Annotated in this window: 13 protein-coding genes; 10 read left to right on the top strand and 3 right to left on the bottom strand. The window is 66.5% G+C overall.

Annotated features, from left to right (window positions below; all coding sequences use genetic code 11):
• Window positions 1-24: 24 nt before the first annotated feature.
• Complete coding sequence (locus tag E3O11_RS04290) at window positions 25-549, bottom strand: DUF3515 family protein (protein WP_092449253.1); 525 nt, start codon at window positions 547-549, stop codon at window positions 25-27.
• 123 nt (window positions 550-672) lie between these two features.
• Here E3O11_RS04290 and thiL point away from each other — a divergent pair, with 123 nt between their 5' ends.
• A complete protein-coding gene (gene thiL, locus E3O11_RS04285) occupies window positions 673-1,728 on the top strand; it encodes a thiamine-phosphate kinase (protein WP_427846436.1) in 1,056 nt (351 codons plus the stop codon).
• Between the two features lie 50 nt (window positions 1,729-1,778).
• On the opposite strand, the gene rsmD is transcribed toward thiL, so the two are convergent.
• Window positions 1,779-2,360 carry a 16S rRNA (guanine(966)-N(2))-methyltransferase RsmD gene (gene rsmD, locus E3O11_RS04280; RefSeq protein WP_092449251.1) on the bottom strand — a complete coding sequence of 194 codons (582 nt, stop codon included), beginning with the start codon at window positions 2,358-2,360 and terminating at the stop codon, window positions 1,779-1,781.
• 80 nt (window positions 2,361-2,440) lie between these two features.
• Here rsmD and E3O11_RS04275 point away from each other — a divergent pair, with 80 nt between their 5' ends.
• The 9 genes from E3O11_RS04275 to mutM all read left to right on the top strand — a co-directional run bounded on the left by E3O11_RS04275 (window position 2,441) and on the right by mutM (window position 12,631).
• On the top strand, window positions 2,441-4,684 hold the full coding sequence (locus tag E3O11_RS04275) for an ATP-dependent DNA helicase RecG (RefSeq protein WP_092449250.1): 2,244 nt from the start codon (window positions 2,441-2,443) through the stop codon (window positions 4,682-4,684).
• Between the two features lie 64 nt (window positions 4,685-4,748).
• Window positions 4,749-5,237 carry a pantetheine-phosphate adenylyltransferase gene (gene coaD, locus E3O11_RS04270; RefSeq protein WP_092449249.1) on the top strand — a complete coding sequence of 163 codons (489 nt, stop codon included), beginning with the start codon at window positions 4,749-4,751 and terminating at the stop codon, window positions 5,235-5,237.
• Between the two features lie 134 nt (window positions 5,238-5,371).
• Entirely contained in the window at window positions 5,372-6,421 is a 1,050-nt protein-coding gene (locus E3O11_RS04265) for an AAA family ATPase (RefSeq protein WP_092449421.1), read from the top strand.
• 3 nt (window positions 6,422-6,424) lie between these two features.
• Window positions 6,425-7,801 (top strand): DUF58 domain-containing protein, encoded by a 1,377-nt coding sequence (locus E3O11_RS04260; RefSeq protein ID WP_092449248.1) that lies wholly within the window; start codon window positions 6,425-6,427, stop codon window positions 7,799-7,801.
• Window positions 7,794-10,175, top strand: coding sequence for a transglutaminase TgpA family protein (locus E3O11_RS04255; protein WP_092449247.1), 2,382 nt, complete (start codon window positions 7,794-7,796; stop codon window positions 10,173-10,175). Before E3O11_RS04260 ends, E3O11_RS04255 begins: the two co-directional genes overlap by 8 nt.
• Before the next feature lie 37 nt (window positions 10,176-10,212).
• Window positions 10,213-10,782 (top strand): YceD family protein, encoded by a 570-nt coding sequence (locus E3O11_RS04250; protein WP_241991115.1) that lies wholly within the window; start codon window positions 10,213-10,215, stop codon window positions 10,780-10,782.
• Between the two features lie 2 nt (window positions 10,783-10,784).
• Window positions 10,785-10,988: a 50S ribosomal protein L32 gene (gene rpmF / locus E3O11_RS04245; RefSeq protein ID WP_092108959.1), complete on the top strand. Its 204-nt coding sequence runs from the start codon at window positions 10,785-10,787 to the stop codon at window positions 10,986-10,988.
• Window positions 10,989-11,021: 33 nt separating this feature from the next.
• The gene (gene rnc, locus E3O11_RS04240) at window positions 11,022-11,714 is read left to right on the top strand and encodes a ribonuclease III (RefSeq protein ID WP_092449246.1); all 693 of its coding nucleotides are present in this window, start codon (window positions 11,022-11,024) and stop codon (window positions 11,712-11,714) included.
• A 5-nt stretch (window positions 11,715-11,719) separates the two neighbouring features.
• Complete coding sequence (gene mutM / locus E3O11_RS04235; protein ID WP_092449245.1) at window positions 11,720-12,631, top strand: bifunctional DNA-formamidopyrimidine glycosylase/DNA-(apurinic or apyrimidinic site) lyase; 912 nt, start codon at window positions 11,720-11,722, stop codon at window positions 12,629-12,631.
• 29 nt (window positions 12,632-12,660) lie between these two features.
• Here mutM and E3O11_RS04230 read toward each other — a convergent pair whose 3' ends face one another.
• On the bottom strand, window positions 12,661-13,746 hold the full coding sequence (locus E3O11_RS04230; protein ID WP_166787484.1) for a GNAT family N-acetyltransferase: 1,086 nt from the start codon (window positions 13,744-13,746) through the stop codon (window positions 12,661-12,663).
• Window positions 13,747-13,961 lie beyond the last annotated feature (215 nt).

Raw genomic sequence — 13,961 nt, 5'->3', positions numbered from 1 at the left:
CTTCGCGAGACCTCCGCTCAGAGGCTAGGGTGCGCTCGTGGCTCCATCAGTCGGGAGATCCAGATCTTCCGCGCCGACGCACGCACCAGTCGCCGGCACGTATCCGACCGCGTTGGACACGTCGATGAGCGTCGTCGACCCGCTCACCCGTTCAGAGTCGATCACGATTTCGATGGCCGGATTGCGACCATACGTCGTGTACCGGTAGGTCGGGGCGTCGGAGTCGTCTTCGATCCAATCGATGCCGTTGATGTTCAGGCACGGCAGCGTCGTGGGTTCCGGCACCGTCACGCCACAGTGCAGCAGCACCGCGGCCGGGTCACCCCAGGCGCCGGTCGCCTGCGCATTCGTTTCGCGGGCCGCCTCATCGGCGACGCTGGATGGCAGGTGCACGATGACGTCGGCACAGGCCACGTTGGTGGCATCGGGGGCCGGCGTCAACGGCACGACAGCGGCGCAACCGGCCAGCAGCAGCGAGCTCGCGAGCACGCTGAAGACGGCGACGGAACGTACGGGAATTGAGCGCAGGAGCAGGAATGGGTGAGGCATCGCATTAAGGCTACCGTTTCTTACATGACGACTTCTGCAGATGCCCCGCGTCCCGCCCCTGCGACGCCATCCCGACTGGCCTCGGCAGCGCCAGTTTCAGCATCGCAATCGCCCAAAATTTCCGTGCCGGAGTCGGCTGCGTCTGCAGCGGTCAACCCGTCGCGTGCGCCCGAGCTGAAGGCATCCGCTTCGGAAACGCTCGCCGATCTCAGCGAAGGCGCCGTGCTCGCACGAATCTTTCCCCGGCTGCCGACCGCGGCAGCCGAACTGCTCGGCCCCGGCGACGACGCGGCGGTCATCTCGGCGCCCGACGGACGATTCGTCGTCACCACCGACATGATGATTCAGGGTCCCGACTTTCGCCTGGCCTGGTCGACACCGCACGACCTCGGTTGGAAAGCTGCAGCGACCAATCTTTCCGATGTTGCCGCCATGGGCGCTCGCCCGACCGCCCTGGTCGTTGCGATCGCGGCTCCGCCATCGACACCGGTGTCGGTGCTCGAGGGCATCGCTGACGGGCTGCGAGACTGCTGCGAGGCGCTCGCCCCCGGCTGCGGCGTGGTCGGCGGCGACCTGTCGGCGTCCGACGCGCTGACCCTCGCTGTGACGGCGTTCGGCGACCTCGAAGGGCGCGCGCCCGTCGTGCGCTCGGGCGCGCGCCCAGGCGACACAGTGGCGCTCTCCGGGCGGCTCGGCGACGCCGGCGTTGGCCTCGAGCTGCTGTTCCGCCTCGGCGTCGACGACGACGGAGTGCCCAACCTCGCTCGCGCCAATGCGCTCAAGCTCACGCACCCGGCCGAGGTCGCCGCCCAGCTGACTCCCGTGCCGCCCATTACGAGCGGTCCGATCGCTGCCGTGGCTGGCGCTACCGCCATGCTCGATGTCTCTGACGGCCTCGCTATCGACGCCGGACGCATCGCCCGGGCCAGTGGTGTGGCCATCGACTTCGATTCCGCCTGCCTCGGCGATCGCATCGAGGTCGCTCTCGGCGGCGGCGAAGACCACGGATTGCTGGCCACCTTCGGGCCAGACACGGCACTGCCGCGCGGTTTTCGCCGCCTCGGAATCGTCACCGCGGCATCCATTGCGCTCCCGGCCGGCTCGATCACCGTCGACGGGGCGCCGCACGACCAGGGTGGCTGGGACCCTTATCGCGGCTGGGACGGTTCCGCCGGCTAGATCGACTGTGACGGCGCCCGGTACGAGAATCGTGCTGGCCGTCGCTCGAACTACGGCGCAGGCTGCTCGACGGGCGACGCGTACCAGACGGTCGTATCGCCATAGTCTTTGCGGCGTTCAAGCTCGAGTCCCGTACCCCACTCCGGCTCGGGCGAGCGTGAGCTGCGCTCGAGTACCACGAGCGCGTCGTCGGCCAACAACGGGGCGAGCGCGCTCAAGTTGTGGCCCAGCTCAATCTCACTGAGGTCATACGGAGGGTCGATGAACACGACGTCGAAGCCCTCTTTCGTAGCGGCTAAGAATGACTGGACCGCCTGCGAGGAAACCGCAATCTTCAGGTCGGTGCCCTTCGGTGCAGACCGCTGTACGGCCTCGCCGTTCTTGCGACACATGGCCGCCGCGCCGTAGCTGTTCTCGACCAGCGTCACCACTCGCGCTCCGCGACTGGCAGCCTCGAGGCCCAGGGCGCCCGACCCAGCGTACAAATCCAGCACACGCATGCCGTAGACGGCGTCCCGCGAGTCGAGGGCCGAGAAAATAGCTTCCCGTACGCGATCACTCGTGGGCCGCGTGCCCGACTTGGGAACGGCCAGGGTCAAAGAGCCGGCAAACCCGGAAATAATTCGCGTCATAACCCTCCCGAGCCTAGCCGCAGCCGTTCCCGTGTGGCCGCACACGACGCAATGTCGGAGGCCCGGTTTACCATGGAACCATGACAGGTTCGAGTGCTGCCCATGGCCCCGAATTCGATGGTGCTTCTCTGCCGGCGCCCGAGCTCAAACCGCTCACCCTCGACACCACCCTCAAGATCGCCCTCGGCCCGGCCCGGGCTACCGCGCTGCGCAAGGCCTTCGCCATGGAGACCGTCGGTGACCTGCTGAGCCATTACCCGCGCGACTACGCCGACCGCGAGGTACTCCGGCCCCTGAATCAGGTCACGCCCGGAGCCAACATCACCGTCATCGCCGATATCGTTTCGGTGCGAGAACGTCGCATGTCGTCTAAGCCGGGCACGATCGTTGAGGTGGTAATTTCTGACGGCGGGGGCGAGTTCACCCTCACGTTTTTCGGTAAGAAGAGCCAACAGTGGCGGCTTGACCAATTACGTCCCGGTCTGCGTGGCAGTTTCTCGGGCAAGGTGGGCAGGTATCAGGGCCAGAGCCAGCTGGCGAACCCGGCGTACAAGACCTTTGAGAGTGAAGAAGAAGAGGCCCGCGACGATCCGTCCGTTCGGCTGAGGCACAAGCCGCTCATTCCGATCTACGCGGCAACGGCTTCGGAGACCAGCTGGAGTCTGCAGACCATGATCGACCTTGTCCTGCGGCGTATGGACACTTTGCCCGACCCTGTTCCCGACGATCTGCGGGCCGAACACGGCCTGCTGACCCACACCGAGGCCATCCGCTGGATCCACAGCCCCGACAATCCGGCCGAATGGATGGCCGCCCAAAACACCCTTCGGTTCACCGAGGCCTGGGTGCTGCAGTGCGCCCTGATGCAGCGGCACAGCCTGGCCAGGGAGCGTCGCACCCGCCCGCGGGTACCAACGCCCGGTGGGTACCTCGAACGTTTTGACGCCGCGCTGCCGTTCGTGCTCACGGTCGACCAAGAGATCTGCGCGGTCGAGATCGCAGGCGACATGTCCCAGTCCGGCCCGATGAACCGCCTGCTGCAGGGCGAGGTCGGTTCGGGCAAGACCGTGGTCGCGCTTCGGGCAATGCTCGCCGTGGCCGACAGTGGTGGCCAAACGGCTCTGTTGGCCCCGACCGAGGTGCTGGCCGGGCAACATCTGCGGTCGATTACGACCCTGCTCGGCCCCGATCTCGCGGCCGAACTCATGCCGACCCTGCTCACCGGCAAACTTCCAGTCGCGCAGAAGCGCAAGGCCCTGTTGCGCACAGTGTCCGGCCAGTCCCGCATCGTGATCGGCACCCACGCGCTACTCAGCGACACCGTGACGTTTTTCGACCTTGGGCTGATCGTGATTGACGAACAGCACCGATTCGGCGTCGAGCAGCGGGAAACCCTGCGGTTGAAGGGCGCCGAGCCACCGCACGTTCTCGTCATGACGGCCACTCCGATTCCCCGCACCATTGCCATGACGGTGTTCGGCGACCTCGACGTGAGTACCATCCGCATTTTGCCGGCCGGGCGCCAGGGCATCACGAGCATCGTCGTGCCGCTGGCCGATCACCCAGACTGGTTCCAGCGCATCTGGACCAAGCTCGCCGAAGAGCTCGCTTTGGGTCGACAGGGATTCGTGGTCTGCCCGGCAATTTCGCCCGCCGAGGTTGAAGAAGACGCCGAACTGGCACCCGCGTCTGAGGACGACAAGAAGACTCCGCTCGCCAACGTTGAGACCGTGCACGAGAGGCTGCGTGGATTTGCGCCCCTGGCCGGGTACCGCATCGAGGCCCTGCACGGGCGCATGACGAGCGAGGAAAAGGATCGCATCATGCAATCCTTTGCCGCCGGTGAGATCGACGTTCTCGTCGCGACGACCGTCATCGAGGTGGGCGTTGACGTGCCCAACGCTTCGGCCATGGTCGTGCTCGACGCTGAACGCTTCGGCGTCTCCCAACTGCACCAGCTGCGCGGTCGGGTCGGACGTGGCGGCGTGCCCGGGCTGTGCCTGTTGGTCACCAACTCCCGCACCGGCTCGCCCTCCCGCCAGCGCATCGGTGATGTCGCCGCGACCCTCGACGGTTTTCGGCTCGCCGAACTCGACCTGGCGCTCCGCCGGGAAGGTAATGTGCTCGGCGATATGCAATCCGGCGAGGGAACGTCCCTGCGTTTTCTTCGGGTGGCCGAGGACGGCGACCTGATTGCCGAGGCGCGACAAGCCGCCTTCCATCTCGTTTCGGGGGATCCGGGCATCCACACCAACCCGGCCCTGCGCGACGCGATTGCCCGTCGACTGAACGAATCCGAGCGCACCTGGCTCGTGAAAGGCTGAATATGCCCACTAGAAGCGCACGACCAGGCAGCACACCGTCAGTCTCTGGCAGTAGGGTGTGAGCATGCGCAGGATCGCCGTTGTCCCTGGATCATTTGACCCCGTCACACTGGGCCACTTGGACGTGATCAATCGCGCGGCCGGCCTGTTTGACGAGCTGCATGTGCTTGTGGTGCACAACCCCGACAAATCGGCCCTGTTGCCGATCAGTCAGCGCGTGTCGCTGCTGGAACAGGCCATCAAAGAAGCCGGACTCCCCACCAACATCGTGGTCGCCAGCTGGAGTATGGGCTTGCTCGTCGACTACTGCATGGATGTCGGTGCCAGCGTGCTGGTGAAAGGCATCCGCTCTCAGGTGGATGTGGCTTATGAGACGCCGATGGCGATTGTCAATCGCAACTTGGCCGCCGTGGAGACGGTCTTCCTCTTGCCGGATCCGGCCAACGCCCACGTCTCCAGCTCGCTGGTCCGTCAGGTGGCCGGCCTCGGCGGCGACGTCTCGCCGTATGTGCCGCGGGCCGTGGCGCAGTATCTGGAGCGGTCGCGGGTATGAACCGCCAGCCGGCTCGCTCCTCTGAGGACTTAGCGTCGGTTCCGCCAGCCGACACCGCTCAGCTCCGGACTGCGCCGTTCACCACCGAGTCGGGCGTTGACCTCACCGAGCTTCAGGCCGCCGGGCGCGCGATCATGCGCAACGTCGAGACGGTCATCGACGGCAAGCACGAGGCCGTGCAGATCGCCCTGACCGTGCTGCTGGCCGAGGGACACCTGCTGATCGAGGACGTTCCCGGTGTGGGTAAGACCATGCTCGCCAAGGCGCTGGCTCGTTCCGTGGACTGCACGGTCGGGCGAATCCAATTCACGCCCGACCTGCTGCCCTCGGACGTGACCGGCGTCTCGGTGTTCAACCAGGCCGAACGTCGCTTCGAATTCAAGCCAGGGCCGGTGTTCGCCAACATCGTCATCGGTGATGAAATCAACCGGGCGAGCCCAAAGACGCAGTCGGCGCTGCTGGAATCGATGGAGGAACGCCAGGTCACCGTCGACGGCGTCACCTACCCGCTCGCGCTGCCGTTCACCGTGATCGCCACCCAGAATCCGATCGAGATGGAGGGCACCTATGCCCTCCCGGAGGCTCAGCGGGACCGATTCATGGCGCGCATCTCCATGGGGTACCCCGACATCGGGTCCGAGCTCGCCATGCTCGACTCGCGGGATACCAACAGCCCGCTCGCGCTGATCTCCGCTGTTGTTTCGGGGCAGATCCTGCGCGACATGATGCACACCGCCCGAGCAGTATTCGCCTCCGGCGCCGTGAAGGAATATGCCGTCAATCTGGTGCGCGCCACACGCGATGATCGGGACCTGCGCCTCGGGGCCAGCCCGCGGGCGACCCTGCAGCTCATTCGCGCGGCCAAGGCACAGGCCGCCCTGAACGGACGAGACTACGTGCTGCCCGACGACATCGACTCCCTGGCCGTGGCGGTGCTCGGCCACCGGCTGGTTCCGACCAGCCGCGCCCTCGGCCACCACCACCAGGACAGCGGCCCCGTCATCGACGACATCGTGCGCCGAATCCTGGGCGACACTCCCGTTCCGGTGGGAGCTGCTGCGTTCGCTGTCCCGGCATCCGCTGTACCCAAAACGGCCGTGCTGGCATCGGGGCGGTCAGGGCCGGTGCTGCCGGCCGTACGCGGGATTCCAGCCAAACCGGTCGGTTCCACCGGACAGCCCTAGCTCATGGCCGCGCGCGGGGCAGGTGGTTCGGAGCGGTCGGCTTGGCTGCAGCGGCTCACCGCTGGGTTGACCTCCCGGCTCACCCGGCGCGGCGGTGTCTGTCTGATGGTCGGAGCCGTGATCTTCGCCAACGCGGTCGTCGTGAACAGCCGGGATCTGCTGTTCGTGGCCAGCATGCTCATCGTGGCGCCGCTCATCGCGGTCGGCTATGTGTCCGTGCGACCGGCGCGGGTGGAAGTGACCCGCACCTTCCGGCCGCCGATCCTGTCGGCCGGCGGCGAGAGCGTCGTGTCGCTGCATCTGCGCAACCTCTCGGCGCGGCCGTTGAGCGGCGCCCGCTGGGGCGATACCCCATCGCCCGGTATCACTACGCCGCCCGCCGCCATCCTGCCGCTGGTGAGTCGGCGAGGCGCGCCCGGTGACAGCGTGCGGCTGGAATACGCACTCTCGCCGCGTCAGCGCGGTGTCTACGCGGTGGGACCCCTCGGGGTGTCCCGTCACGACCCGTTCGGCTTCGCGCACGGCCTACGTCTGTTCGGTGAGCCGCATGACCTGATCGTCACACCGCGGGTCATGTTCCTTCCCGGCGGGGGACTGGCCCAGACCAGCAATGACGGTTCGATTCGGGAACTGCTGCGCCAGGCCATCCAAACCTCCGACGAACTCATCGCTCGTGAGTACCGGCCCGGGGATGCTCTGCGCCGCGTGAACTGGCCGGCCACAGCGCGGCACGGCGAAATCATGGTGCGGCAGGAGGAACAGCGCAGCAATCCGGAGGCCCGCATTGTGCTCGATACCACCCTGGCCGGTGCCGCCGGCCTGGGTCCCGGTCGGGTACCGCCGCATCTCGTGGCCGCATTCGAACTCGAGGTCGAGCTGGCGGCATCCGTTGGGGTGCACCTGATAGACGCGGGCTACCGGCTCGAAGTCATCGAACTCGGCGCGAGCCAGCTGGTGCCGGGCGGCGAACAGACGCTCGGTGGGCTGCACGGCGACGTGCCGGCCAGTTATCGTGCCCTCGGCGGCGATCGGGCCCTGTTGGAGGGCCTAGCGAGCGTCGTTCCGGTGCCGTGGCCAAGTCGCAGCGCGCGCCTGGCGGCGTCACGACGAGTGCCGGTGCGTGCGGCCCTGCGCGGCGCAGAGTCGTCGCTGCCGACCTTTGCACTGTTGGTCAGCCTGTCTGAAGCGGATGTCGACGACCTCGTCGCCCTCGCCCGTCACTGCGATCCCGCCATTACGTTCGTGCAACGCACCGTCGTCGCTGTCGCCCGCGAACGGCTGCAGGAAGCCGGCTGGCGCTGCCTGGAGGTCGCGAGCATCGATGACCTCGAAACCGTGTGGAACGACGTGAATCGGGAGCGAGGCCCCGTTCATGACTAGCCTGGCGACGAAGCCGGTCGCTCTGCGCGGAGTCACCCCAGCCCAACCCCGACCGCGTGCCCGGCGGGGCGGTCGAGGTGCCGCCCGCTGGCCGCTGGCCCTGACCCAGCTCGTGCTGGTGCTCGTGTGCTGTGCGGCACTGGGCCCCCTGCTGCGGGGCACCGCCTGGTGGTGGGTCTGTGCAGTGGTCGCCAGCGCCGTGCTGCTGGGTTCTTCCGTATTCCGCCGTCTCGGCCTGCCGAGGGCCGTCGTTCCGTTGGCGAACACGGTGGTGTTGCTGGGCGCTCTGACGCTGCTGTTCGGCGGCGGATCCGGCCTGTTCTGGCTCATTCCGACACCACAAACGGTGGGCACGTTCAGCGGATTGATTGCCGCAGGGGGAGAGTCAGTTGCCCAGCAGAGCACGCCGGCGGCGGTGACCGTCGGCATCCTCTTTCTGCTCGCCGGCGGAACGGGACTGATCGCTATTCTGATGGACCTGCTCGCCGTGACCCTGCGCCTGCCGGCCGTCGGCGCGGCTGTGGCGCTCGTGCCGCTGCTGATTCCGGGCTTCATCATCGAGGACGGTGCCGATCTCGCCGCACTCGTGGCCGCGGCCGCCGCCTTTCTGCTGCTGCTGCGGGTGGACGTCTACGTTGGCCGCGTGCGGGAAGCCCGGCATGCACCGGCCGGACCGCACGCGCCCCGCGCCTTTCGGTCGGATCGGCCACGCGGGCCCGGACCGATGAGCGGCTCCATCGTGGTGGCATCGTTGACCATCGTGGGCGCCCTGATTCTGAGCACGGTCGCCCCGGCCTTCACTGTCGGGGGACTGGTCGCCTCCCGGTCCGGCGGTTTGCTGTTCGGCAGCGGCGTCAGCCCGATGATCAACCTGGGGCAGGATCTGCGTCGGCCCAAGGCCGGTCCGGCCTTCCATTACACCTCGACCGGCACCGAGCAGCCCTATTTCACACTACTGACCCTCGACGAAGTGATCGGCCTGAATTGGACGGCGCGCATCGACGCAGCCGACGTGCAAAACACCGTCGATCGCATTCCGCGACCCTTCGGTCTCGACGCCAACGTGGAGACCGCCCCGGCATCGACCACGGTCGTCATCGACGGCGTCACCAGCCGATGGCTGCCAGCGCCGGCCCGTGCCACGAGCATCGACGGGCTGAGCGGCCGATGGTATTGGGATAGCCGCACCCGGGCGATTACCAGTCGTTCCTCGAACACCGTCGGCCAGGAATACACGGTGTCGGCGTTGGAGCTCAAGCCAACGGCCTTGCAACTGCGCAGTTCGAGCACGAACTTTCCGGCGAGCGTGCAGGGCAACCTGCAACTGCCGGTAGACTCGCCGCCCATCATCGAGGAGACGGCCCGGCGAGTCTCAGCCGACACCACGTCGAACTATGACGCGGCGGTCGCCATGCAAAAGTACCTGCGCAGCAGCGTTTTCGCCTACGACACCGATGCCCCGGTCGAGGACGGCTACGACGGCGGCGGCGTCGACGTGATCGGGCAGTTTCTAGAAGCCAAGCGCGGCTACTGCGTGCACTTCGCCGCCACCATGGCCGCGATGGCCCGCACCCTCGGCATTCCCTCGCGGGTGTCGCTCGGCTATCTGCCCGGCGTCAAGTCGCAGGATCTCGAACAGGGGCTGGGCCGCTACAACGTTGATTCGCACGACCTGCACGCCTGGCCGGAACTGTACTTCGTCGGCATCGGCTGGGTGAAATTTGAGCCGACGCCTGGCCGGGGCATCGTGCCCAACTACGAGCAGGCCGAGGTTACCGGCACGCCGTCGACCGAGCCCGGTGCGCCCGGCTCCACGAACGCACCAGGCCTGAGCCCCGATCGGCTCGCCGACGATTCCGCCCTGGAACGCGGCGCGTCGGCGCAAACCGGCGACGCCGGTAACCGGCTCGGCATCGTCGGATTCAGCGCACTGGGTCTGCTCCTGCTTCTGGTTCCGGGTGCGGCGAGACGGATGCTGCGGCGCTGGCGGGTGCGCCACATCCGCTCCAAAAATGCCGGCGCGAGCCTCGCCTGGCTCGAAGTGCAGCACACCAGTCTCGATCTCGGGGTGCCTGTGCGCGTCACCGAGACGCCGCGCGCGTTCGCCGTGCGCCTGGAGCGGCTCGGCCCCCTCGACCCGGCGTCGGCGGCAGCGCTCGAACGAGTGCTGCTGGCGGTGGAACGGTCCCGGTTTGACCGATCGTCGGGCCAAGCGGAAACCCTCGTCGACGATCTGGCCCTGGTGGTGCGCGGGCTGCACGTCGGCGCGAGTGTCGGCATCCGTTTGCGAGCCCTGTTTGCGCCGCGATCGCTGTTCACCGTGCTGGGAGCGGTGCTGCGCGGGGAACGTCGAGCCGCCCCGATCGCCCCCTGAACGGAGTACCCACGCAGAAAGCGTAGAATTTACGACCGTGACTAAGTTCAAGAAGACGCCGTACACGGTCGACGTGCGTGACCTCATTAACCGCCCGGGCACCATGCACGAACGCCACCTCGGCATTGACGTACCCGACGACCTCGGCGCTGGCCTCGTGGCGGTGAAAGCCGGGTCGACCCTGTCGACTGAGCTGCGCCTCGAGGCGATGCACGAGGGAATTCTGGTAAGCGTCGAGGTCTATGCGCGGGCACTCGGTGAGTGCGGTCGATGCCTGAAAGACATCGACCTGCCGGTCCGAGTTCATTTTGCCGAGCTTTTCGGTTATCCTCAGGAGGAAGCCTTCGAGTTTGAGATTTCGGACGACCATGTCGATTTGGAATCTTTGATCCGGGACGCGGTAGTGTTATCACTTCCGTTCCAGCCGGTATGTCGGCGTGATTGCCCTGGTCTTGACAGTGAGACCGGGCTGCCGCTTGCCGAACTGCCCGAACTCGTTTCCGACGAGAGCTACGATCCCCGGTGGTCAGCGCTTGCGGGGTTTACGGCTTCCACAGACAAAGACATGGATGCGGACATCCATGTTTCAGACAGAGAAGAGAAGTAGTCATGGCAGTACCGAAGCGCAAGATGTCGCGTTCCAACACCCACTCGCGTCGCGCGCAGTGGAAGGCCACGCCTCCCACCCTCGTAAAGACCATGGAGGGCGGCAAGGTTGTCTACAGCCTGCCGCACCGTGCCAAGGTTGTCACCGACTCCACCGGCACTCCGTTGTTCATGGAATACAAGGGCCGTAAAGTCGCCGACATTTAAGTCGCCTCTTCTCTCCAGACCAGAACTCGGTCGATGAAAAGAGTTAATACCGAGCGGTCGCCCCTGTTGGCGACCCTCGGCGTGCAGATTGAACCGGTGATTCTGGAGCTAGCTCTGACCCACCGGTCTTTTGCGTACGAAAACGGCGGCATTCCCACAAACGAGCGCCTGGAATTTCTCGGCGACTCGATTCTGGGGCAAGCCGTCACGGTCATGCTTTACCGTACCTACCCGAACCTCGACGAGGGTCACCTCGCGAAGCGTCGGGCCAGCCTGGTGTCCACGGCCGCTCTCGCGCAGATTGCCCGCGGCCTCGGCCTGGGCGACTACATTCTGCTCGGTCGGGGCGAGACCCTCACCGGCGGCCGCGATAAGGCATCCATTCTCGCCGATACCGTCGAGGCGCTCATCGGCGCCACGTTTTTGGATGCCGGTGGCGAAGCTGCCACCGCGTTCGTGCTGCGCTTGATCGAGCCACTGCTGGCTGAACCTGGCCATTTTGGTGTGTCGATGGACCCGAAAACGAGCCTGCAGGAGCTCGCAGCGAGCGCTGGCGTCGGCGTTCCCGTGTACACACTCGAAGGTAGTGGCCCCGACCACTCCAAGGTGTATGTCGCGACGGTCGTTATTGGTTCGGCCGTGACCGCCCAGGGCGTCGGCCCCAGCAAGAAGTTCGCCGAAATGGCTGCGGCTCGTGACGCAATCGACCAGCTCAACGCGCTCTAACTTCTATGCCGGAGCTCCCCGAGGTTGAGGTCGTGCGTGCCGGTCTCCAGCCGGCCGTCACCGGCGCTCTCGTCACCGGGGTTGAAATCTTCGACGAGCGCTCCCTGCGTCGGCACGTTCCGGCGGCCGGATCCTTCGCCGAGCAGCTCACGGGGCGGCGAATTCTCGCCGCCGTGCGTCGCGGCAAATTCCTCTGGTTGCCCCTCGACAGCGATCGCGCCCTGGTCGTTCACCTCGGTATGAGCGGCCAGGTGCTGCTGCGCACACCGGGTGCCGCGGAGGATCGCATGTTGCGCATCCGCTTGACGCTGGAACACCCGACCCACGGCGAGCTGTGGGTCAATTTCGTCGACCAGCGCATCTTCGGCAGCATGGCCGTCGACGCGATGGGCCCGACCCGTGACAGCCTGCCGGGCGGATATTCGGGTCAGCCCCAAGCGGATGCCGCCTGGCAGAACCGCATTCCCTCACAGGTAGCGCACATTGCTCGCGACCCGATCGACCCCTCGTTTGCTTCGAACGCCTTCTTCGCCGCTCTCGCGCGCAAGAACACCGGCATCAAGCGGGCGCTGCTCGACCAGAACCTGATCAGCGGCATCGGCAATATTTACGCGGACGAGGCGCTCTTTGCCGCGCGGATCCACTACGAGCAGCCCGCAGCATCGCTGTCGGCGGCGAAGGCCAGAACGTTGCTCGCGGCCGTGCGCACCATTCTGCAGCGTGCCCTCGCCGAGGGCGGCACCAGCTTCGACGCCCAGTACGTCAACGTGAACGGGCAGTCCGGCTACTTCGCGCACAGCCTCGAGGCCTACGGTCGGCAGGGCACGCCGTGCTCCCGTTGCGGGACCCTGATCGTGCGCGAGCAGTTCATGAACCGCGGCTCGCACTTCTGCCCGCGCTGCCAGCGCCTGCGCTGACTGCCGGTCGGAGCCCTCGGTTTTCCGGATCATTTTTCGGCCGGCACGACCCGTTTCCAGGCACCCTCATAGCCCATCGGCACGAAGCCGAGCGCCTCGTTGACCACGAGCATGTGCCGGTTCTCTTCGGCGTTGAAGGTCGTCACCGACGGATGCCCCGGGCTTTCCTGCGCAAGATACTCCAAATTCGCCGTCTTCAGTAGCATGCCGAGGCGGTGCCCGCGGTGTTCCCGCAAGACCAGGGTGTCCTCCTGGCTGACGGACCGCTCGCGTTCGGCCGGTACCGACAGCTGGGTGAAGGCGACCAGGTGACCGCTCGGCTCGTGCAGCGCGGCGGCGGTGAGCATTCTCCGGGGGCTGGAGCCACGGGAGGTCTCCTCGTCGACCAGCCGGTCGGCGGTCCAGACGTCTTCGGGTTCCGTAAGGCCCGCAGTCGGGGCGTCGGTGCTCATCCGGGTATAGGGGACGGCGAGGTCGTCGCGCCAGCGCGGGGGAGTGCCCGCGCTCCAATAGTGAACGGTGTAGTCGCCGCCGGCGTGCGCTGCTGCATCCGCTTGAAAGCGGCGGATCACGCCCTCGTCGGCGGGTAGTGCGAGTCGGCTGCCGCGCTCGACCTGTTCTAGCCGGTAGCCGCGCGCGAGCAGAAAACGCACCTCGGCGTTGTCTTGTGGGACCGACCCGAAGCCGATCGGTGCGGTCAGGCGTTCTCCGGGGGTATCCGCAGACACCGTGTACACGATCAGCTCGTGCCGATTCTCGGTCCCGACAAGGTGTTCGACCCGGTCGGCGAGGGCCGTGCCGATGCCGCACCTGCGCCAGGCTGGCAGCACCTGCACGCCCAGCCAGGCATGGTCGTCGTTTGCGTCGAGCAGGGTTTCATAGGTGGCGCGGGCCACCACTGTGCCCTCAACCCGAGCAACGAACATGCGCTTAGGGTCGTATTTCGGATTGAGCCATCCGGGCAGCAGCTCGGCAGCCGAATAGTTGAGTGCGTTCGTACCAAACCCCTCAGCCTCGACGAGGTTTCGCAGCGCGGCCACCGCCACGAAGTCGGGCCAGCTGGGCGCGTGCGGTGTAGCGGGAATGACGAGTTCGTCGATTGAGAAGTCGCTCATGCTGCGCCACAGTAATCCGAACAGCACCAGTCCGTGCGGCCGGCCCCGCATAGAACCGCGGATAATTTCGCCCGCAGCCCCGATCTGAGTGCCGAGGCCGCCGAAACGTCTCCGCGGTTCTGCACGCAACTCTTCCCAATAAGCGGATGTCCCGGCCGCTGTCGGTGGCGCAGGGTACCGTTGAACCAGCCCCGAGACCAGGACTCGCGGCCGAC

The organism is Cryobacterium levicorallinum, from assembly GCF_004402405.1.
GTDB lineage: Bacteria > Actinomycetota > Actinomycetes > Actinomycetales > Microbacteriaceae > Cryobacterium > Cryobacterium levicorallinum.
This window is presented reverse-complemented; position numbering and strand designations above follow the sequence as displayed.